A 22,416-nucleotide genomic window follows, 5' to 3' on the forward strand; every position below is an offset into this window, starting at 1 on the left:
ATATCACTTAAAATCTCTCCATTTCCGGCAAAATACTAGTACTTGTACTGTAGATTTTCTAGAAATTGATTTTTATATTGTTGCCTAAGCAGTTTTTCGGATATATATAATAATTTTTGTATCATTAAAAACTTGTATACTTGTGGCTCATTAATCAGCTAATCCCCATATATAGAGCATTTTGTCGTCAAGATAGTCATTAATTATGAGTGTAAATTCCCATTAGGAAACACACAGAGCAGTGACAAATCTCACGAGTTTATGTACAACTTATATGCGTAATAGCTGAGTATTTTTTAAACCCTATGGATTGCTCAAAGGAAAATTCTACAAATGAAGACAGTTGATGAGTTGTTGTCAGAGCTGTGGAGTCTGAACGTAAAGCTGTGGACTGAGGATAATAGCCTACGCTATAGCAATAAGGAGACTCTTAGCCCTAATCTGTTAGCGCAACTGCGATCGCAAGAAGCAGAAATCCTAGCAGTCCTCAACCCATCTTTTAGTTATCTTGTGCGTTCGTCAGAAGGCTATACGTCATATAGTGCTTTATCTCACGGTCAGCAAGCTTTATGGTTCCTTTATCAAATGGCACCAGAAAGCGTTGCTTACAATATATTTCAAACGGTGCGGATTAAGTCTGATTTAGATATAGAAGCATGGCAAAGAGCATGGCAAAAAATTAGCGATCACTATGCTATTCTCCGCACTACCTATACTATTCGCAACGGTCAACCAGTCCAACAGATCCATGAGCAGAAAAAGGTTGATCTAGAAGTAATAGATGCTTTAGGTTGGAGTCAAGAAGATTTAAACACCCACATTTATCAACAAACAGATTGTCCTTTTCAGTTGCAATCTGGCCCGGTGTTGCGGGTAAGGCTATTTACCAATACATCACAGGGAAATGTGCAATTAATTGTTATGCACCAGATTGCAGGTGATATGTGGTCTTTAGATTTGTTGTTACAAGAATTTCAAGTTTTTTACGCTGCGGAAATTAACACTAAAGCCACATTTTCTCATAGTATTCCTGCTCTTAGCTACCAATATACAGACTATGTCAGTCGCTATTCCCAGAAGTTAGAAACTAGCCAAGAAAAACTTTGGGAATATTGGCAAAAACAACTAGAAGGAGAATTGCCGATTTTAGATTTACCTACTGATAAGCCTCGTCCGCCAGTGCAGAGTTATCAGGGAAATACGGCTATCTTCAAGTTAGATATAGAATTGATTGCACAACTGCAGCATCTGCAAAAATCTCAAAAAGTTCCACTTTATATAATTATGCAAGCAGCATTTTTTGTGCTGCTTTACCGTTATACAGGTCAAGAAGAAATTCTGCTAGGAACTACAATGACGGGTAGATCGGCTAGCAGAGAGTTTCATCAAATTATCGGTTATTTAAGTAACATAGCAGTCTTGCGAGGTTATCTTGCGCCGCAACTCACCTTCAGGGAATTACTCAGTCAATTAAATCAGATATTCTTAGGAGCGCTTAGACATCAAGACGTTCCTTTTTCTTTGTTGGTGGAAAAATTAAAAATTAAACGCGATCGCAGTCGCTTTCCTGTGGTTTCTGCCTGTTTTAGTTGGCATAAACATCGCCTCAAAAGTATGCCAGAGTTAGAAATGGAGATTTTGCCAGAGTTAGGTTCACAACGGGGGAGCGTATTTGACATTAACTGCAAGTTAACCCAAGTAAATCACGAATATTATCTAGTTTGGGAATATAGCAGTGACTTGTTTGATGCCAAAGCCATTGCCAAAATGCAAAGTCATTACCAAACTTTACTCGAGGGAATTGTTAGCAATCCAGACCAAACTGTAGGAAAATTACCTCTGTTAACAACAGCAGAACGCCATCAGCTATTAGTAGAGTGGAACAACACATCCACAGAATATCCCCAAAAGAGCATTCATCAGCTATTCACAGAGCAAGTAGAACTGACACCAGATGCAGTGGCGTTGGTATTTGCAGAACAAAAACTCACCTATCAAGAATTAAATCAAAAAGCTAATCAACTAGCGCACTACTTGCAATCTCTAGGTGTAGGGAAAGAAGTATTGGTAGGAATTTGTGTAGAACGTTCCCTAGAAATGATTATCGGACTGTTAGGGATTCTCAAAGCTGGTGGTGTTTACGTACCTCTAGATTCCACATCTCCCCAAGAGCATATAGAGTATATCTTTGCAGAAACACAAATATCAATATTACTAACCCAAACACACTTACGGGAATCACTGCCTGTTAATGCAAGACATACAATTTGTTTGGATGGAGACTGGAATTTCATTGCTGAACATAGCCAAGAAAACCCCTCGGTACCAGTTACATCGGCAAACTTAGCATATTTGATGTACACCTTCACTGACGAGGAACCTAAAGGTGTCAGTATCATCCATCGTGGCGTAGTACGTTTGCTCAAAAATAATAACTATGCCAACTTCAGCCGAGAAGATGTTTTTGTGCAATTAGCTCCTATCTCTTTTGATGCGGCTACACTAGAAATTTGGGGTAGTTTACTCAATGGAGCAGCTTTAATTATTCTTCCTCCTGACAAATCTGAATTATCAGATTTAGCACAAGCAATTCGAGAGCATCAGGTAACAATTTTGTGGCTATCATCGGGGTTATTTGACTCAATGGTGAATGAGCAAATAGCAGACTTAAAACAGATAAAGCAAATATTAACAGGAGGTGATATTTTATCTGTTTACCATGTTAAAAAATTGCTGCAAGAAGCTCCAAAATTAAAGCTAATTAATGCTTATGGTCCAACAGAAAATACCACGTTTACCTGCTGTTACCACATACCAGAAATATCTCATATTGATCAGGCTATTCCCATTGGTCGCCCTATTGCTAATACACAAGTTTATATACTTGATAAAGAATTACAGCCTTTACCTGTGGGGATACCAGGTGAACTCTACATTGGTGGTGATGGCCTAGCGCAGGGTTACTTCCAGCAACCAGATTTGACTGCAAAGGCTTTTATCGCTAATCCCTTTCAGCCAGAAACATGTTTGTACAAAACAGGCGACCTCGCCCGTTATCTTTCAGATGGCAATATTGAGTTTATGGGAAAAATTAATAAGCAAGTGAAAATTCGTGGTTTACGGATTGAATTAGAAGAAATCGAAACTGCGTTGAGTCAGCATCCTAAGGTACAGCAAGCAGTAGTCACAATTAACAACAACGAATCAGGTAATCCCTATTTAGTTGCTTATATTGTTCCAGAGCCACATCCCAAGAAAGCAACAACCTCTAATTTAAAATCTACAGCACTGCGTAGCTTTTTACAGCAGCAATTACCAGAGTACATGGTGCCAACAACCTATGTGATTCTCAAGCAGATTCCTCTGACCAGCGAGGGTAAAGTCAACCGTCAGGCGTTACCCGAACCACATCTTTATTTAGTGGAATTAGAAAATAAATTTGTCCCACCACGTACGCCTACGGAAGCTGTGATTGCAGATATCATCGCCACAGTTCTGAACTTAGAAGAGATTGGCATTAACGATAACTTCTTTGCTTTAGGTGGAAATTCTTTATTAGCAATTCAGGTAATTTATCGGTTGCGACAAGCTTATCAATTAGACTTACCTCTGCGGTGTTTATTTGCAGCACCCACAGTAGCAGAACTGGAAAATTTTATTACTAATTATCGTCAAACAGAGTTAGGAGAAATAGTACCGACTATAGACCTAACCTCGCAACATCAAACCGAGTTTCCCCTCTCCTTTGCTCAAGCAAGGCTGTGGTTACTCGACCAAATGATTGGCAAAAGTGCTACTTACAATATCTCTTTTGCTACTAGAATTGTCGGTAATTTAGATATTAATGCTTTAGAGCGTAGCCTGTGCGAAATCGTGCAGCGTCACGCCAGCTTGCGAACTAACTTTCAGGTAGTCAAAGGTTTGAGCGTACAGGTAATTAATCCTACAGCCACTCTCACCTTACCTGTTGTCAACTTGCAGAGTTCGCCAGAACCAGAGAACGAAATTTACCGACTAGCCAAGATAGAAGCTCATATACCTTTTAACTTAGCTAGCGATTCCCTGATTCGTGTCAAACTGTTGCAATTGTCTCCTGACGAATATGTATTATTATTGACTACTCATACTATTGTGTGCGATCGCTGGTCAATCAGAATCCTCCAGCAAGAATTGTCTATTTTATATTCAGCTTTCTCTGCAGGTCAGCCTTCTCCCCTACCAGATTTACCCTTTCAATACGTAGACTATACTCTTTGGCAGTGGAAATCTCTAAGCACCAAAGTTTTACAACAACAAATTAACTACTGGAATCGGCAGTTATCTGGTGTAAAACCAGTACTTGAATTACCTACAGATAGACCAAGAAAACCCTTACAAAAAATCAAAGGTAGCAGTCTCAAGATTGAAATAGATCATCAACTGAGCCGACAATTAAAAATCCTCAGTCAGCAATCAGGTGTTACCCTATCTACAACTTTGTTAACAGTTTTGTCTGTCTTATTATTTCGCTACAGCGAGCAAAAAGATATTTTAATTGGTGCTCCTATTGCTAACCGCCACCAAGATACTGAATCTATCATCGGCTTTTTTGGCAACCTCTTAGTATTGCGAATACATATTAGAGAAAATCCTACATTTAGTGAACTTTTAACTCATGTACAGCAAGTAACATTAGCCGCTTATGCTCATCAAGATGTTCCCTTTGAGCAAATTATCAAAATTTTACAACCAGAAAGTTCTTTCAATCAAAATCCCTTAGTACAAGTGCTATACAAGTTAGAATCGAGTCCCTTCAGTTGGGAAATTCCTGGTTTGACTGTAACTCCCCTTGAAATAGAAAAAATGACTGCTAAGTTAGATTTAAGTCTATTAATGACGGAAACAGCCAGTGGAATTAAAGGCATTTGGGAGTACAATAACGACTTATTTGACTGCGAAACCATCATCCGTATGAGCGAACATTTTCAAACTTTGTTAGCTGCAATTGTGAACAATCCTCATCAGGCAATTAGACAGGTTCCGTTGTTATTAGTTAGTAATTCGTAATTCGTAGTTTAGATTAAATGGGAACAGTAAGCAGCTCTAGTACGACAACTGGTATATAAAGCGGATATTAACAATATCCCAAAAATTTAGTGTATGAAAAAATTCAGGAGCTGTTGATGCTGAAGCGAATAGTTGTTGGTATTTTACTTTTTTCGGGTGTAGCACAGGCTGCTCCTGTAAATAAAGTTGACTATCAACAGATGTATAGCAAGTGCTTGCAGTCCGCTGGTGTTACGAATAATAGCTCAGTGGATCAGTGTTCGCGCCAAACGTTTCAGGCTTCGGAGCAGGAAATTAATCAACTTTACAGTAAAATTTATAACCAAATTGCTTCTCAGCAGCCCCAAGATGCGAAACAGTTTGAACTTTCTCAAAACTTTTGGTTGAGCTATAGAGATAGTCATTGCAAGCTTGCTGGAGCTTATGTTGGGTCACCAATGTACTCATACTGTCCAATGCAGTTAAATATTTCACGGGTTGCTGAATTAAGAGAGTTTGCTGGAGAGTGATGGATACAGATACATTGATATTTTAAGTAAATATATTGAAACAGAAAATTCAAACAAGCAAAATTAAACCAAGATTTAAGTTCCTGGTAAATTCCGTAAATGCTCATCTAAATGAGTCCTATCTGCCAAAGAACGCAACAGCGGCCCGTGAGAGCTAAATTCTACAACACTCACCGAAGCAACCGGGCAACCAATACGATACCGGAAGCGTCCGACATCAATACCCAATAAGCTGCACAAGATAATTCTGATAGTTGCTTTGTGAGAAACGACTAAAACATTACCGCTTTGATAAAGATGCTTGATTTCTTCAATTACCTGGATAGCACGATGAGCTATAGTAATTGCCATTTCTCCACCAGTTGGCGCGTACCATGCGGGATCTGCTGACCAACGCAGATAATCATCGTGATATTCTTGGCTAATGACTTCTGGTGGTTTTCCTTCCCACTTACCATAATTAATTTCCTTTAAACCATCCCGCAGTTCTGGTTGGATATCTAATAATTCACAAAGAGGCGCTGCTGTCAACACAGTCCGCCGCATCGGACTAGAAAAAACTGCTCTCCAAGGGGTAGAACTATATGCAGCAGCAAAAGCCTTAGCCATTGCCAAACCTTCTGGCGTTAATTCAGAGTCTAGCGAACCGCAAAAAGCATTATTTCGGCTGCATTCCGTTTGTCCGTGACGGAGAAAATAAAGAGTTAAGCTCAAAATATTTTTCCTTTTTTGGCGTTTGGCGTTTAGTCTGATACCAAATCAAGTAATGTTGGCAACATATCACATCAATAATATTCTAGAGGGTAAGGCACTGCCCATCTGTGTCAACTTAATGCGAAACCCATAGCCTGGCTAGGAATGAATTCCTAGTCTCATAGAAAAAGTCATCTCAAGATGACTAAAGATGCCCAAAATTTTGATTCTACTTTAGTTTTCTTACAACATTAAGGGTTAAACCTTGAGCATTAAGGGTTAAAGTTTGAACATTAAGGGTTAAACCTTGAGCATTAAGGGTTAAAGTTTGAACATTAAGGGTTAAAGTTTGAGCATTAAGCCTTAAACCTTGAGCATTAAGGGTTAAAGTTTGAGCATTAAGGGTTAAACCTTGAGCATTAAGCCTTAAACCTTGAGCATTAAGCCTTAAACCTTGAGCATTAAGGGTTAAAGTTTAAGCGATCGCCTATGCAGGCAATGTTATTGTATACAGCAGATTGCAAGTTGGTGAGTTACAGATAATTGTAAGAGCAAGGCACTGCCCATTGGTGTCAACTTAACGCGAAACCCGCTTTGTAGCAAGGTTTTTGCCCTCACCCCCAACCCCTCTCCCACCGGGAGAGGGGAGCAAGAGATTTAATTCCCCTTCTCCCCCAGGAGAAGGGGTTAGGGGATGAGGGCGAAAGTTTTGTACAACGCCCGTCCTATATAGCTTTTAGCTTAAGTTGACACGTAGGGGCACTGTCGTGCCCCTACAATCTGTCGCATCCTTTTTTCAAATTGGTATTAAGTGTTCGGTGTTTCTTATTTCTCCCAGTCCCCAGTCCCCAGTCCCCAGTCCCCAATCCCCAATCCCCTCACCCCGTCGCCTGGGGAATCTGCTTTTGAATCCGAGTGTTTAACTCAGCCATCAGATTGTCTCCACTGCGTCGCGCTTCCCAAGGGCCAAAGAAACGACGACCAATATTCCATTGTCCTTGGATATAATCTTCATTTTCCGAGAGAGTGCCAATGTATTTAATTGGTGCAGGAGAGGTGATTAAATACCGCTTAGTAAAGCTAATACTACGCCCATTAACCTCACCACTGATTTGGGCTTCTCCTAAATAATTGTCATCCAAAATTGAGCCACTGAGAGCATTGCCACTTTGAACAAAGACTGCTTCAAAGCGGCTGGGCACTCCTTGTTGCCAGTACGTTCCTAGCCAAGTACCATTCAGGTCAGCCATGAGATTTTTCCAGTACTTATATTCCATTTAAGGGTATTCTCATGTCAGAGAACGTAAATATTACAACTTTGAAAGACTAGGGTAGCGATCGCTAAGTTAACTCTATCAATGAATGGGGCATGGGGCATTGGGCATTGGGCATTGGTAATTGGTAATTGGTAATTGGTAATGGAAATTTCTCCCCTGCTTCCTCTGCTCCCCCTGCCTCCTCATACCTTTCAAAGCGATCGCTAAAATAAATAGGATACAATGCCGCGATCGCATTTGCTTTTTATGACAACTCACACAATTTCCACGCCAGCAGTTGAGCCGTATCTGGATGGCAATTTTGCACCAGTGCGTCAAGAAATTACCACAGATAGCTTGCAAGTTATTGGTCAATTACCGCCAGAGTTAGCAGGGATGTTTGTCCGCAATGGCCCTAATCCCCAATGGCCGCCTATTGGTAAGTACCATTGGTTTGATGGTGATGGAATGTTACATGGTGTGCATATTAGCGAGGGTAAAGCTACTTATCGCAATCGCTATGTGCAAACTAGGGGATGGAAAATGGAAAACGAAGCGGGAAAGGCTATTTGGTCGGGGTTTATGGAACCACCCCAGATGGATAATCCCTATGGCCCTTATAAAAATACTGGTAATACTGCTTTAATTTGGCACGCGGGCAAGTTTTTGGCGCTGAATGAAGGTAGTGTACCTCACAGCATCACGCTACCTGAGTTAGACACAATTGGCGAGTATACCTATAACGGTAAGTTGGTTTCTGCTTTCACAGCTCATCCCAAGGTAGATCCAGTTACAGGCGAGATGATGTTTTTTGGCTACTCCGCCGCACCGCCATATCTGCAATACAGCAGAGTTTCCGCCGCCGGGGAGTTGTTAACAACAGTGCCCATTGAAATACCTGTGCCAGTGATGATGCATGATTTTGCCATTACTGAAAACTATACGATTTTCATGGATTTACCGCTAACATTCAGCGCTGAACGATTATATCGTGGGGAATCGATGCTGATGTTTGAGAGCGATCGCCCGAGTCGCTTTGGTGTTGTTCCACGTTCCGGCGACAATAGTAATATCCGATGGTTTGAAAGTTCTCCTTGCTACGTCTTCCACACCCTAAATGCTTATGAAGAAGGCGACGAAGTAATATTGATAGGTTGTCGTATGAGTTCTACTACTGTCTTAGTGGATACAGATAACCAAGCAGACCCAGATGGTAATATTCCCCGCTTGCATCAATGGCGGTTTAACCTCAAAACCGGAACTGTGCGCGAACAACAATTAGATGATGTGGCGGCGGAATTTCCCCGCGTCAACGAAAACTTATTAGGGCGACAAACCCGCTATGGCTACACTGGTAAGTTAGCGAATACTCCCTTACCTCTGTTTGAAGGCGTAATTAAATACGACTTCAGCAATGGGAAATCTCAAACTTATGAATTTGGTAAGGGACGCTATGGTGGTGAAGCTGTATTTGCACCACGTCCGGGAGCAACTACTGAAGATGATGGCTGGCTAATTACTTTTGTTTACGATGAAAGCTCAGAAACTTCTGAATTAATCGTAGTGAATGCTCAAGATATTACAGATAAACCTGTAGCACGGGTCATCATTCCTCAACGTGTACCTTATGGATTTCATGGTACTTGGATTTCTGAGGAAAATATAGCAGATTCAAAATAGGTGAGGTAGAGACTATTGAAAAGGCACAACAATGTTGTGCCTCTAACTTTTTGAATTAATCTTGATTAAATATCTAATTTTCTAAGAGATATACAGTATTGAAATTAATTTTAATGCGTCAATATTATTTATCTTCAATTACGAATTACAAATTACGAATTACGAATTATTATGTGGTTCCTGATTGCTTCTATTTAATTCTGCTTCTCGTAAATCTTCTATCATTTGTTGACTGTGTTGAAGATAAGCAACAAATAATAAAATTGAAAATGCCATAACAGCAAGACCTAACAAACCACCAGCAAAGGTATCATAAAGACCATGTAATACTGCTGCGATCGCAATGCCAATGGCAATAATCGCACCTTGGCGCGAAGGGTTAATTGCGGCTAATCCTAGAAAATAACCAGTAATTCCTGCCCAGATAGCATGAAATAAGGGAAGACAGACAAATCTAATCGTATTAGTTAAAACATAAGCGCTAATATCTATTTCACCTTGCACTAAACCAAAGGCATAAACTGCAGAGTAAACAACACCTTCAGAAATTGCAAATCCTAGTCCCGACATTGTGCCATAAAATGCGAATGTGAGCGGATCGCACAATTGACCACGACGTAAAAAGAAGATGTAAATTGGTAGTGCTTTACATACTTCTTCTAAAATACCTACACCTAAAATAAAGCCAATCAATCGGGGAATTAATCCCCAATCTGTAGCAGCATATAAAAAACTAAATAAAGGAAATTTTTGAATAAATAGTAAAAGTGGGATACCTACAAACACTGTAAAAGCAATGCATTTTAATATCTCTTGCCAAGAAAAATGCCTTGGTCTGATTAAATTTTGCAGAACAACTCCCCAAATTGAAGCGTAGTAGACACCTAACACCCAAGCAGTTTTTTCTAGTCCTACGTGCAACCCTGTGCGGTTGAAAATAAAGCTAACAGCTAAGGGAAATAAGCCGAAAAATAGTAGTAGTTTTACACTTGTGTGACCATACAAAGCTGGACTGAGTGCTTCGCGATAAGGAACAACCGCAGAAAAGCGAAAAGTCCGCAGCGTTTGGAAAAACTCTAGGGTATCGATGTGCTGGTAGAGAAAATCGGTGCTGAAGCGAGGTGAAGCAATGCTAGGTTTCGATGATATTTGATTATTAGTAATTGGCGATCGCACAACAGTGCTATCTGTTTTATTAGTTGTTGCTGTTGGCTGCAAAGCAAATTCTTGAGTCCAAGCGGGAATTTCACTACCTGCGGCGCGTCCATAAATTCTGACAGTTTTCGCAAAATCTGCATTCAGCAGTTTCAACTCTCGCTCAATCAACGTTACTGAAACTTGCTGATTGGGAATCCTTTGAGATTGCAGTAATATTTGCAAACAGCTATCCGCAAGATTAATTTTAGCAGTGATTCCTTGTGTTTGCAGTGCGCGGTTGACTAAGGTTGCGATCGCCTCTAAATTTCCCAGGCGGGCTAATTCTCTAGGATCTGACTGTTCCATATTGTTTCAGTAATATATTATTTATGCAGTCATAAAACATACATAACTTTTATACCGCCAGCATAGCCTAAAATTTTTAATGCCAAAATAATAACGAAAAATTAAGACGTGGGCTGACTCAAAATCAAGGTTTTTAACCTATGCAGGCGATTTACGGTTGATGATGAATTGTATTTTGTAGCCTTCAGCACCGATACGAAAACTATAATTAGCCTTGGGTGAAGTTTCTCAAAACTTTGGAACTTCAAGATTAAGCAATTAATAAGTTCTCTACCCCAGAACTCTTAGTTATTAAAAATTAGTGATAATAATAAAACTGTAGTAATTGGGGCTGAATCTTATTATGGTAGATATAAAAATATAGAAAAATATCATGTTTTTGTGATATCTTCGTTGGTTAATCAGCTTGCTTTTTAGCTACAATTACAAATTACAAATTATTAGCTAACATTTTCCGAATATCCTTCAACAGTAAAAATAAATGTAAAGGATCGGTAGGGCTTACTTCAAAATCAAAATGTTCATACCATCTCAACGCTTCATCATCTTGAGCATGAACTAACACAGCCCGAATACCTAAGATATCTGCTGCTGCATTGACACGTTTGAGGCAATCTTTTAATAAACCGCTTCCTATTCTGTGCCCTTGAAAATCTTTACTCACCGCCAACCGAGCTAACAATGCTACAGGTATAGGATATTTTGGCAATCCCTTGGTAATTCGAGGTGGCGCATCTTGATGAACAACAGAGGCTACAGTTAAAGTATAGTAACCAATTACAGTATTATCCAAACAGGCTACATAAGTTTTTGAACTATCAGACTGTTGATTTTGCAATGCATAATTAATTAAGAAATTATTTAAAGCTGGCTTTCCACAATCAAAGTTTTGAACATTATGGGAAGCAGATAACTTATCAATATATAAGTTGTTTAATGATGAGAAATTACTCAAATACGCTTGGCTCCGTTAATAAACGACGTAAACGAGGTTTTTCTGTTGATGGAGAGTCAAGTGCATCTTGAAAAGCTTGCCATTGCTCATCATCAAGCACAAAAAGCTTACGATTTGTTAAAGCCTCTTGAGCAGCAATTAAACCGTGTTCTAACAAGAACTCGCTAACATTTTTATGACTTGCCGCAGCAGCTTGCTGCAACATTTTTTTGACAATAGCACTAGTACGGATATCAATCCGTTCAGTTCTAGGCTCAAATAAGTTACTCATAATTTAGATTAGATATTACCTTTTACAGCTAAATTAGCATACACACATTGTCCTGACAAGAGGATAAATTTGCCTCAAGAAAATAGAAATTTAAAAAGCGCCCTCCCAATTGGGAGGGCGCTTTCAATTCACAGAGAAGCTATTACTTTCGTCTCAGAAATTAACCGTTAATTGCGGGAGCAGTTAGTGCAACAGGTGCTTGCTCGCCAGCAGCCAAGTCTAGAGGGAAGTTGTGAGCGTTACGCTCGTGCATTACTTCCATACCCAAGTTAGCGCGGTTGATGATATCAGCCCAGGTGTTAACTACACGACCTTGAGAGTCAATCACTGATTGGTTGAAGTTGAAACCGTTCAAGTTGAACGCCATTGTGCTTACGCCCAATGCGGTGAACCAGATACCGACTACTGGCCATGCAGCCAAGAAGAAGTGTAGAGAACGGCTGTTGTTGAAGGATGCGTATTGGAAGATTAAGCGACCAAAGTAACCGTGTGCAGCTACGATGTTGTAAGTTTCTTCCTCTTGACCGAACTTGTAACCGTAGTTTTGAGATTCGTTCTCGGTGGTTTCACGAACCAAGGAGGAGGTTACTAGAGAACCGTGCATTGCGGAGAACAAAGAACCACCGAATACACCAGCCACACCCAACATGTGGAAGGGGTGCATGAGGATGTTGTGTTCTGCTTGGAACACGATCATGAAGTTGAAGGTACCAGAGATACCCAAAGGCATACCATCAGAGAAGGAACCTTGACCAATGGGGTAGATCAAGAATACTGCTGTTGCTGCTGCTACTGGTGCAGAGAATGCTAGGCAGATCCAAGGACGCATACCCAAGCGGTAAGACAATTCCCACTCACGACCGAGGTAGCAGAATACGCCGATTAAGAAGTGGAATATTACCAATTGGTAAGGGCCGCCGTTGTACAACCACTCATCTAAGGAAGCTGCTTCCCAGATGGGGTAGAAGTGTAAACCGATAGCGTTGGAAGAAGGAACAACTGCACCAGAGACGATGTTGTTTCCGTAGATTAAGGAACCTGCAACAGGTTCACGGATACCATCGATGTCTACTGGAGGCGCTGCGATGAAGGCGATTACGAAGCAAGCGGTTGCAGCTAGTAGGGTTGGGATCATGAGGACACCGAACCAACCGATGTATAGACGGTTATTGGTGCTGGTTATCCATTCGCAGAAGCGATCCCATACGTTAGCGCTAGAGCGCTGTTGTAAGGTTGCTGTCATTGTTTTATGAATGCGGTTAGTGTTTTATGAATCAGACAGGTTTGTTTTTGTCTGTAAACTTACTTTACACTCATTTACAAAAGTTAATCAAGTACTAATTCTTGTAGAAAAGTAATACAAGTGATTAGTTTTACTTATATAGAGGTCAAAAATCTGACTCAAAAAGCAGGGAGTAAAATTCTCAAATTCCACAGCCATCAAGAGTTTCCATCTCTGGTTTACTATTGGTTAGCTATTTATTCCACAAATTCTGGTCGCGCTTTTTGGGTGGACTGCAACTTCGCTTCTAATGCTGTCCAATTTTCTTGCTCAATTAAATGAATCACTTCATCAAGCTGATGGCGATATTGTTGTAGTGAACTCAGCAATGCCTGCTGATTGAACTGTGCCATCATTACGCCCAACTCTGGATTTCCACCACCGACGCGGCTGGTATCGCGAAAACCGGAACTGGCTAAATTTTGCGCCAGTTGTAAAACTGCGGGGTCAGTTTCACCCAGACAAGCTGCAATTAGGGAAGCGCTGACCATTACAGGTAAATGAGAAATCCAGCTGACAGCGCGGTCATGTTGTTCTGGCTGACAATGGTAGATTTTAGACCCAAGCGATCGCACAATTTCTTCTACTACCGCAGTTGCTTGGGGTGGTGTGGTATTGGTTGGTGTCAGTACATAAGGGCGCTCAACAAATAAATGGCGTTGTGCGGCTTCAATACCGCTATCGGCTGTTCCCGCCATCGGGTGACCGCCCACAAAATTTTCCCACAGAGGCGCGATCGCATTCACAATGGGAGCTTTGACAGAACCAACATCAGTGATTATGGTAGCCGCAGACAGATGCTCAATTAACTGCTGAATTTGGGGAACAATAAGAGCTATAGGTGTACAAATAAATACAATGTCTGCCGTAGCAAAGAGACTCAGATCTACCGCGGCCCGATCAACGCTACCCAAAGCTATTGCCTTTTGACAGGTTGATTCACGCCGACTCACTCCTAAAACCTCATGACCTTGCGATCGCAAATCAAAGCCCAAAGATCCACCAATTAGCCCGAGTCCTAAAATCCCAATTTTCATTTTTGATTTTGTTAGTTTGTCTGTTCAATATTTTCTCCATTCTTTACTCACTATTAAAGTTGGCATTTCAGGGGTAGCATTTATGAATATAGAAGAATTACTGCAAAAGTACGCTGCTGGAGTGTTTGATTTTACTGGTGTTGACCTAGCGGAAGCTAACTTAAGTGGTGTCAAACTCAGTGGTATAAATCTTAGTAAAGCTAACTTGAGTGTAGTTAATTTAAGTGGTGCAAATCTCAGCCAAGCTAATTTGAGCAATGCTACCCTCAATGTGGCGAGATTAAGTGGTGTGAATCTCACCAGAGCGATTTTAAATAACGCCAATCTGAATGTTGCTAATTTAATTCGCGCCAACCTGAATCATGCTCAACTGAAAGCAGCCTCGTTAGTTCGGGCTGAATTAATTCGTGCAGACCTCAGTAGCGCCGACCTATCTGGAGCTAACCTCAAAAGCGCCGACCTCAGAGAAGCAACGCTACGCCAAGCAACTCTCCGTGGTGCCGATTTAAGTGAAGCTAGCTTTCGCGGGACTTGTTTTCGTGGAGCCAACTTAGAAATGGCTAATTTCCAGTCCAGTGATTTGGTGCGAGCAGATCTCAGTGGGGCAAATTTACGAGAAGCTGAACTCAAACAAGCAAATCTTAACCGTGCAAATCTCAGCGGCGCTGATTTAAGTGGTGCTAACCTACGTTGGGCGGATTTAAGCGGGGCTAACCTCAGTTGGGCAGATTTAAGCGGAGCGAAATTAAGTGGTGCCAACTTGATGGGAGCAGACTTTAGCAATGCTAATTTAACCAACACCAGCTTAGTACACGCCAATTTAACCCAGGCAAAATTAATCAAAGCGGAATGGATCGGAGCTGACTTAACAGGTGCAACATTAACCGGAGCCAAGCTTTATGCGACTTCCCGGTTTGGTTTAAAAACCGAAGGCATAATTTGTGAATGGGTTGACCTCTCCGCATCTGGCGATCGCTCCATTATCCAAAAGTTCAACTCTGAAGACCCAGGGGACTTTTTTAATGAAACTGCACCAACTATTCGGATTATCGTTGATGCAGCCTTAGAACATGAAGCTAACTTTGCCCTGGCTGGTGCTTACTACCAAATTTCTCGCCAATACCGCAGGCTGAAATTACCCCCAGCTACAGATATTGGTCGTCGCCGCACGGTGTTTACATTCCGAGTAGATAGGGACGAAGAATTATTACCGATTGCTTATATTGCGATTTTGCCATTTCAGGATGCGATCGCTACCCAAAAAAATATTGACAACCTGGTAGATATGATTAAAACCGAAGATCTATCTCAGCAGGGTCTAAACACATCCCATCGGGTGAGGCAATTAAGGGCTGCGATCGCGGAAGCTAAAAATGAGTCCCAGAAAATTAGAGAGATGCAAAAAATTCTGGAGTTAGCTGCAAAACTTAGCTTCTTCAAAACTCCCACGCAGACGATATTAACCAATTCCAGTGCCCAAACTTTAATTTTGTACGATCACCCCTATTTTGGTAAACGATTTATTAATCAGTCAGATGGCAGTGCTGCATTCTTTGATAAGATGTCCAATGAAACTGCCCAAAATATATTACCTGCATTAAATATGGTTATAGATTTTGTTAAAAGTTTTCATTACATTGAACACTGAAAATTATCAGTCAAATAACTATTGACTTTTAAACTGATAAATTTGTGGAGGATAAAAATGCGTGATACTTTTAATAAAATGATGGGACGGACTCGTTATGTTGTCTGTCGTCTATTTTTGCATTTAGGTGGGTCAGAAGTAGCACCTATTTTAGGGGTTTTCAATCGTGCAGCCAGAGAAGCGATCGATGCAGATGGAGACTTACAAGTTTTGGGAGAAGGCTTAGTAGAAATCTGCGAAACCCTTTTGCGCTATGATGAATACTGGCTTTCTGCGGCTAATGAAGGCGATGTATTTTGGAATGAAGGGGAAGCCGGAGATTATGTCAATGAACTATTTAGTGATTCAGCTTCCAGATACGGTGCTGACCTAGATTTAGGTTCTGATTCTGGATTCAATGACCCTTTATCCATACCTGTAACACGCAACATTATTGTGATGATTACAGTAGCTTTTACAGGAGAAGTCCCACAAATAGAAACAGACTTATCCAACGTTCAAGCATTAAAAGAAGGGTTAAAAGCCTTTATTAATTTGCACTACCAAAATAAACTCCAGGCAGTTCAAGTACACTTCTCTCCAGCACAATTAGGTGATGAACTCACTAACGATCAGCTGGTGCAATATTATCCAGAATTAATACCTTTGTAAGCATTTGGTGTTTGTCATTTGTTATTTGTCATTTGTCATTTGTTATTTGTTATTGGGTAAGGGGTAATGGGTAATGGTAATTCTCCCCTTATCTCCCTCATCTCCCTCATCCCCCTCATCTCCCTCATCTCCCCAATCCCCAATCCCAGGTTGGGTAGTCCCTACTTACAACCACTAGGGAGAAATTGTTAAGCTCAAAGATAGGATATTTAGCGCAATGATCATGAACATACTGCGTAGATTTACAGTCGTGGTATTAGCCATGAGTTTATGTTTGACCTCTGTTGCTTGCGGCAGTTCAAACGAAACTACACCACCAGCAAGGAACGTTAGCCAAACCTCTACGGCTACCAAACTGAGTGATGGGCAGTATCAAGTACAACAAGCCACCTATGATGATGGTACTGGTGAGTACACGCTGTTTTTAATTAACAGTAAACCACCTACATTTGTCACCGAGAATTTGCAAATGGCACGGCTGACGGATGAAGAAGTTAAAGAAGGTAAAAAAAGTTATCTGAAAGTGGAAAATGGCCAGCCCAGCCTCTACTTAACAGAAGACTTTAAAATTGAGTACGTTCATAACGTTACCCAACAACAAACTAATCCCCAAACAGGACGGCAAGAAACGGTTGTAGTCCGCCAAGAAAATAGTTTCTGGGCTCCTTTTGCTGGCGCGGTAGCTGGTAATATTGCAGGTCAGGCAATTGGTAGTCTCTTGTTTAGACCCCAGTACTATGTACCTCCTGTTTATCAACCCGGACAAGTTTTAACTGGCTATGGTGGATACGGTAACAGCTATGACCAAGCGGTTTCTAGCTACCGTAGTCGCTACAATGAACCACCCGCAGCTGTGAGAAATCGTACAGTTTTCCGTAGTACAGGCACAATTAGAAGAACATATCCTAGCGGCTCAACAGTACGCAGCACACCAAGCCGTACTACTACAAATAGCCGTCCTAGCGGTTCTGGTTTTGGTGGTAGTCAACTCAGACCTTCTAATAGTTCTAGATCTCCTAGAAGCAATCCTAGCGGTAGTAGTTTCGGTAGTGGCGGTCGTTCTCGTCGCGCGCCCTCTTTTGGTGGTAGACGGCGTTAATTTCACCGCTTCTCCCTGGCGAAAAGTTTAACCAAACTGAAGAAAAAAAAGACCCGCCCTTAGTGAAATTAAGGGCGGGTTTTTTTTCTTCACTGATACCAATTCTCTACAATTAGTCAAGATTCTGTTGGAGTTTCATAATTACGAATTACGAATTACAAATTACGAATTGGTATTATTTAGATGCTAATAGCTGTAATAAGTCTGAATGTGCCATGACAACACTGGGTTCAGTTTGGAGAGCAGCGTAATACTTTTTGGCAAAAGCACTACCTTCCTCGGACGGTACAATCAGATTACGGGTATGGGTAATCAGGTTTTGGACATCTTCCAGCGCTAGAGGTTCATCGGCTGCTAGCATTTCATCGATTTGTACAACCGTCTCAGAGATGCGATGTAACCAAGCAAATTGTTCATCACTAATCACCAGTCGTAGGAGTTCGTTACTAGTTACTCTTCCACGTACCTGTTCGTAAGCAATGCGTTCTGTCTCCAGCAAACAGGAGTGCAGAGTGAGGAGTTTGTTTCGCAAATTACGTAAAAATTGCTGTTGATTTATTCTTTGTAAAAGTGTGTTAGAAGTCAATTGAACCCATCCTCCCGTTACGATAATCTTCAATTGCTTGAATAATTTCAGCTTTAGTATTCATGACAAATGGGCCGTAGCGAACCACTGGTTCGTTGAGCGGTACACCAGCAATCAGCAGCACATCTAATGCTGAATTTGCGTTTGCGGGATTAGCAATCACCACTTCTTCACCATCCTGTGCAAACAATACCATTTGCCCATCTCCCGCACGCTCCTTCTCTGCACCAAACAACCCTTCGCCATCAAGTACATATGTAAAAGCATTGTATGCTTTTGGCATGGGTTGAATTGCGATCGCTCCTGGTTGAATTATGAAATGTAGATACATAATCGGAGTTTGGGTTTGGATGCTAGATTTCGCTCCTAGTGCTTCTCCGGCTATGACTTTGACACTCACCAAACCATCAGCTGTTTGAGCTTGGGGAATACGTTCTGCTGGAATTTCCTGATAGCGCGGCTTGATCATTTTGTCTCGCTGAGGTAAATTCACCCACAATTGCAACCCATGAATCCTGCCGCCATGACGCGCCAGTTCTTGTTCTGGCATTTCTGAATGCACAACGCCAGATCCGGCTGTCATCCATTGCACATCACCCGCATGAAGTTTGCCCGCGTTTCCTTGAGAATCTTTGTGTTCAAAGCAACCTGCCAAAATATAGGTGACTGTCTCAAAGCCTCTATGGGGATGATCTGGCGCTCCTTTAGCTGCACCAGGTTCGACATCAACCGGGCCAATTTCATCTAGGAGGAGAAAGGGGTCAAAATCACCAAAGGTAGCTTTAGGAAATGGCCGACGCACAAGCATTCCTTCACCCTCTAGGGTTTGTACGCTATTGATGATTCCTGCGACTGTTCGCATCGTTCCTATTTGAGTTGTCATTTATCTCCTCCTGGGGATGCTATGTTTCTGCTTTTCTATTGCCTTCGTCTGTACTCGCAGTCCATGAAACTATTTTCCATACCAACTCTTAGTCTGTAATTAATCAAATCAGCCATTTACGCCAGGTTGTGGCACAACCAAGTATGAAAATCTGTCTTTCCCATGACGGCAGTTGCTACAACGCGGGAAACCCGCGCAACGCACTGCCTCCCCTATGCCCCATGCCCCATGCCCTATGCCCATTTTAAAGTTAGATTTTATCTGGCTTTGTGAGTTTAAATCAGTTGCCGAAGTTTAGAGAATTGGTCTAACTTAGGTAATAAATTCTATGTTCACGCTAAAACCGAGTTTTCACATTTTTTACCTACGCTTACCCTCATTTTTTCTCTGTGCCTGTGTGGTTTTTTAGTAACTGCGTGAGGTAGAAATAATGTCTTTATAGCTCTTATATATGATTAGTCTTATATTAGCATAAGATTATATAAAAAGTCACATAGAGAACTTTCACTACTTAATATTCGGAAAACCGTCCATGTCATTAGCACACACCATTTTAGGACTGCTTGAGCAACAAGAAATGACAGGTTACGACCTGAAAAACACTTGTTTCGATCAATGTGTTGCTCACTTATGGCCCGCAGATCAGGCACAGATTTACAGAACCCTGGATAAATTAGTTGAGCAGGGTTGGACTACTTGTTGTGTTGAAATTCAGAGCGATCGCCCTAATCGCAAGGTATATTCTTTAACGGAAGAGGGAAAAGCCGAATTACTCAGGTGGCTGCAATGTCATCAGCCTGTACCAACAGTACGAGAACCGTTTCTAGTGCAATTATTTTTTGCTGCACAATTACCAAATCCAGCCATCATTAAATTGCTAGAACAGCAGCTAGCTGCACGCAGCAAAAAACTAGCTGACTGTAACAATATTCAACTACCAGAGCTAGAAGATTGTGCAAACCGTGAGCAAATTATGCAACGGCTGGTTCTAGACTTAGTAACTCAAAGAGAAAAAACTTATATAGATTGGCTAAAAACAGCTATTGAAGCCATTAAAAGTTCTTAATTAGAATATTTAGCCCACTTAGCTTTATCTTATTCATATTATTTTCTTCTTACTCTAATTTTCTCTAATACATCCAATAAGCAATAAAAATTCACACAAATTCTATTCCGATATATCGCGATATATTCCGATATATCGTATAGTAGAGAAAGTTGATTGGAAATTTATTTATGTTTAGACACTTTCGTTCCCGTTTTCCAGTACATGCATGGGCTGGAGCCAGTGATGATGACCTCAGCTTTGTCAGTTCTCACTTCCAGCATCGCAAGCATCACGATAGACATCACGAGCAGCACTTTGGCAATGAAATGTTTGGTGGTGCTTGGAAAGAAGAATACCGAACTCGTCGAGGTGATATTAAATTCATCCTGCTGGAATTGTTATCCGAGCATCCTAGTCATGGTTACGACCTGATTAAAGAGATGGAAAGCCGCTATGGAGGGTTTCGTAAACTCAGCCCTGGCTCAGTTTATCCCACACTCCAAATGCTCGAAGAAGGTGGGTATTTGCGGAGTTCTCAAGAAGGCGGTAAGCGAATTTATACAATTACCGATGAAGGTAGACAACTCTTAGCAGAACGTACCCAGCAGGAAACCTCAGACTCTCCCTGGGATGTCTTCAAAAGCTTTATGTCAGGTAAACCTCAGGAGTTTATCGAGCTGCGAAATGCCGCCACAGAACTAGCTGGTGCTGTGGTACAAGTTGCGCGCAGCGGTAATGTAGAGCGTATGAAGCGAGTACGCGAACTCTTAGAAAACGCCAAACGCGAAATTTACGCAATTTTAGCCGAAAAATAAGCGAAATTGGTCAAGGGTCAAAGGTCAAGGGTTAAGGGTCAAAAGGTAGTTTATTTCTCCCCCATTACCCATTACCCAATCCCCAATCCCCAGTCCCCAATCCCCACCCACTACGCCAACGCAACCGCAGCAGACTCCCAGCGTCCTACAGCCTTACCAATAACGCCTAATTCTTGCATTAAGCGGTCGAAAGCATCTGGTGTGAGAGATTGCGGCCCATCTGACATAGCTTTTTTCGGGTTGGGGTGAACCTCAATCATGAGAGAATCAGATCCAGCTGCGATCGCGGCCATTGCCATAGAAGGAACAAACTCCGACCAACCTGTACCATGACTGGGGTCAATCATAATTGGTAGGTGAGTTAGCTTCCGTAAAACTGGTACTACTGATAAATCTAGGGTATTGCGAGTATACTGGCGGTCAAAAGTACGAATTCCGCGTTCACATAAAACTACATTCGGATTTCCCGCCGCCAAAACATACTCAGCAGCCATTAACCAATCTTCAATAGTAGCTGCCATACCCCGCTTTAATAGCACAGGTTTTGATTGCGCTCCTACTTTTTTGAGTAGGGAAAAATTCTGCATATTTCTTGCGCCTACCTGGATCATATCCGCAACCTCTGCGATTTTATCCAGGTCAGCAGCGTCCATTACTTCTGTAATTACGCCTAAACCGCTAACTTCTCTAGCCTTTGCTAATAATTCCAAAGCACTCTCGCCGTGTCCTTGGAAAGCATAAGGTGAAGTGCGGGGTTTGTATGCACCACCGCGCAAAAATTTGGCTCCAGAGGCTTTCACGCGCTGGGCTGTCTCAATAATCATGTCTTCATTTTCTACGGAGCAGGGGCCAGCAACCACTACTACAGGGTGTTGTTCGCCAAACACCACTGGGCCATCAGGAGTGTTGACTACAACCTCAGAAGCTTCCCCATGACGATACTGACGACTAGCACGTTTATAGGGTAACTCTACCCGCAAAACTTGCTCAATCCAAGGGCTAACTTCCTGAATTTGCAAGGGGTCTAAGTCAACAGTCTCACCGACTAAACCAATAACTACTTTATGCTTACCAACAATTTTTTCTGGAGTCAGTCCCCAGCTAGTTAATTCATCGTTAATCCGATTAATTTCTGCTTCTGGGGAACCAACTTTCATTACCACAATCATGATTAAATTCCCTAATGACTTGAGTTGTCTGTTAACAAAATCTAGAGTGATTAAACTCAGTTTATAGAATTGATACAAATGCGGTGTAAACGATTCCTGTAAACAAAGATGTATGACAGCAGAATTTATATTTACTATAGATTCCTTATCTTTTCAGTGCTGTAATACATCCTACTTATATAGTTTTGTATAAACATACTCTTAGGGGCGTAACCTTTTGATATTTAACGGTTAAGCACAAAATCACAAAATATTTATCTAAAAAATATAGCGCTCAGTGGTTCT

The 22,416-nt window shown here is 41.4% G+C and carries 19 protein-coding genes; 8 read left to right on the top strand and 11 right to left on the bottom strand.

The genetic code is table 11. The annotated features are described in order from the left end of the window. Nucleotides 1–333 precede the first annotated feature (333 nt). Both HGR01_RS26060 and HGR01_RS26065 read left to right on the top strand, forming a co-directional pair. On the top strand, nt 334–5,046 hold the full coding sequence (locus HGR01_RS26060) for a non-ribosomal peptide synthetase (RefSeq protein WP_045871366.1): 4,713 nt from the start codon (nt 334–336) through the stop codon (nt 5,044–5,046). An 89-nt stretch (nt 5,047–5,135) separates the two neighbouring features. Next, the gene (locus tag HGR01_RS26065; RefSeq protein WP_235623069.1) at nt 5,136–5,555 is read left to right on the top strand and encodes a lysozyme inhibitor LprI family protein; all 420 of its coding nucleotides are present in this window, start codon (nt 5,136–5,138) and stop codon (nt 5,553–5,555) included. Between the two features lie 75 nt (nt 5,556–5,630). On the opposite strand, the gene HGR01_RS26070 is transcribed toward HGR01_RS26065, so the two are convergent. From HGR01_RS26070 to HGR01_RS26080, 3 genes are all read right to left on the bottom strand, one after another. Next, complete coding sequence (locus HGR01_RS26070; RefSeq protein ID WP_045871203.1) at nt 5,631–6,269, bottom strand: histidine phosphatase family protein; 639 nt, start codon at nt 6,267–6,269, stop codon at nt 5,631–5,633. A gap of 857 nt (nt 6,270–7,126) precedes the next feature. Continuing rightward, entirely contained in the window at nt 7,127–7,498 is a 372-nt protein-coding gene (locus HGR01_RS26075) for a hypothetical protein (RefSeq protein WP_045871202.1), read from the bottom strand. Nucleotides 7,499–7,589: 91 nt separating this feature from the next. Continuing rightward, entirely contained in the window at nt 7,590–7,748 is a 159-nt protein-coding gene (locus tag HGR01_RS26080; RefSeq protein WP_155539324.1) for a hypothetical protein, read from the bottom strand. Nucleotides 7,749–7,771: 23 nt separating this feature from the next. Here HGR01_RS26080 and HGR01_RS26085 point away from each other — a divergent pair, with 23 nt between their 5' ends. Beyond that, entirely contained in the window at nt 7,772–9,184 is a 1,413-nt protein-coding gene (locus HGR01_RS26085; RefSeq protein WP_228045789.1) for a carotenoid oxygenase family protein, read from the top strand. A 159-nt stretch (nt 9,185–9,343) separates the two neighbouring features. Here the strand turns inward: HGR01_RS26085 and HGR01_RS26090 are convergent, their stop codons facing one another. The 5 genes from HGR01_RS26090 to HGR01_RS26110 all read right to left on the bottom strand — a co-directional run bounded on the left by HGR01_RS26090 (nt 9,344) and on the right by HGR01_RS26110 (nt 14,232). Continuing rightward, on the bottom strand, nt 9,344–10,687 hold the full coding sequence (locus HGR01_RS26090; protein ID WP_063749832.1) for a PrsW family intramembrane metalloprotease: 1,344 nt from the start codon (nt 10,685–10,687) through the stop codon (nt 9,344–9,346). 430 nt (nt 10,688–11,117) lie between these two features. Next, on the bottom strand, nt 11,118–11,642 hold the full coding sequence (locus HGR01_RS26095) for a GNAT family N-acetyltransferase (protein ID WP_045871201.1): 525 nt from the start codon (nt 11,640–11,642) through the stop codon (nt 11,118–11,120). Continuing rightward, entirely contained in the window at nt 11,635–11,913 is a 279-nt protein-coding gene (locus HGR01_RS26100) for a DUF1778 domain-containing protein (protein ID WP_045871200.1), read from the bottom strand. Before HGR01_RS26100 ends, HGR01_RS26095 begins: the two co-directional genes overlap by 8 nt. A 160-nt stretch (nt 11,914–12,073) precedes the next feature. Beyond that, nucleotides 12,074–13,156, bottom strand: coding sequence for a photosystem II q(b) protein (gene psbA, locus HGR01_RS26105; RefSeq protein WP_045871199.1), 1,083 nt, complete (start codon nt 13,154–13,156; stop codon nt 12,074–12,076). A 236-nt stretch (nt 13,157–13,392) separates the two neighbouring features. Beyond that, complete coding sequence (locus tag HGR01_RS26110) at nt 13,393–14,232, bottom strand: prephenate/arogenate dehydrogenase (protein ID WP_045871198.1); 840 nt, start codon at nt 14,230–14,232, stop codon at nt 13,393–13,395. 82 nt (nt 14,233–14,314) lie between these two features. Between HGR01_RS26110 and HGR01_RS26115 the strand changes: the two genes are divergently transcribed. The 3 genes from HGR01_RS26115 to HGR01_RS26125 all read left to right on the top strand — a co-directional run bounded on the left by HGR01_RS26115 (nt 14,315) and on the right by HGR01_RS26125 (nt 17,630). After that, complete coding sequence (locus HGR01_RS26115; protein ID WP_045871197.1) at nt 14,315–15,880, top strand: pentapeptide repeat-containing protein; 1,566 nt, start codon at nt 14,315–14,317, stop codon at nt 15,878–15,880. A gap of 57 nt (nt 15,881–15,937) precedes the next feature. Then, nucleotides 15,938–16,531: a DUF1517 domain-containing protein gene (locus HGR01_RS26120; RefSeq protein ID WP_045871196.1), complete on the top strand. Its 594-nt coding sequence runs from the start codon at nt 15,938–15,940 to the stop codon at nt 16,529–16,531. A 217-nt stretch (nt 16,532–16,748) separates the two neighbouring features. Next, complete coding sequence (locus tag HGR01_RS26125) at nt 16,749–17,630, top strand: hypothetical protein (RefSeq protein ID WP_045871195.1); 882 nt, start codon at nt 16,749–16,751, stop codon at nt 17,628–17,630. 175 nt (nt 17,631–17,805) lie between these two features. Here HGR01_RS26125 and HGR01_RS26130 read toward each other — a convergent pair whose 3' ends face one another. Beyond that, complete coding sequence (locus HGR01_RS26130; protein ID WP_228045775.1) at nt 17,806–18,216, bottom strand: hypothetical protein; 411 nt, start codon at nt 18,214–18,216, stop codon at nt 17,806–17,808. After that, the gene (locus HGR01_RS26135) at nt 18,206–19,099 is read right to left on the bottom strand and encodes a pirin family protein (protein WP_045871194.1); all 894 of its coding nucleotides are present in this window, start codon (nt 19,097–19,099) and stop codon (nt 18,206–18,208) included. Before HGR01_RS26135 ends, HGR01_RS26130 begins: the two co-directional genes overlap by 11 nt. Before the next feature lie 532 nt (nt 19,100–19,631). Here HGR01_RS26135 and HGR01_RS26140 point away from each other — a divergent pair. Continuing rightward, entirely contained in the window at nt 19,632–20,165 is a 534-nt protein-coding gene (locus HGR01_RS26140; protein WP_045871193.1) for a PadR family transcriptional regulator, read from the top strand. 170 nt (nt 20,166–20,335) lie between these two features. Next, on the top strand, nt 20,336–20,962 hold the full coding sequence (locus HGR01_RS26145; protein WP_045871192.1) for a PadR family transcriptional regulator: 627 nt from the start codon (nt 20,336–20,338) through the stop codon (nt 20,960–20,962). Nucleotides 20,963–21,072: 110 nt separating this feature from the next. On the opposite strand, the gene aroF is transcribed toward HGR01_RS26145, so the two are convergent. Then, nucleotides 21,073–22,131, bottom strand: coding sequence for a 3-deoxy-7-phosphoheptulonate synthase (aroF, locus tag HGR01_RS26150; protein ID WP_045871191.1), 1,059 nt, complete (start codon nt 22,129–22,131; stop codon nt 21,073–21,075). Nucleotides 22,132–22,416 lie beyond the last annotated feature (285 nt).

It is taken from the genome of Tolypothrix sp. PCC 7712, from assembly GCF_025860405.1.
GTDB classification, from domain to species: Bacteria; Cyanobacteriota; Cyanobacteriia; order Cyanobacteriales; family Nostocaceae; genus Aulosira; species Aulosira diplosiphon.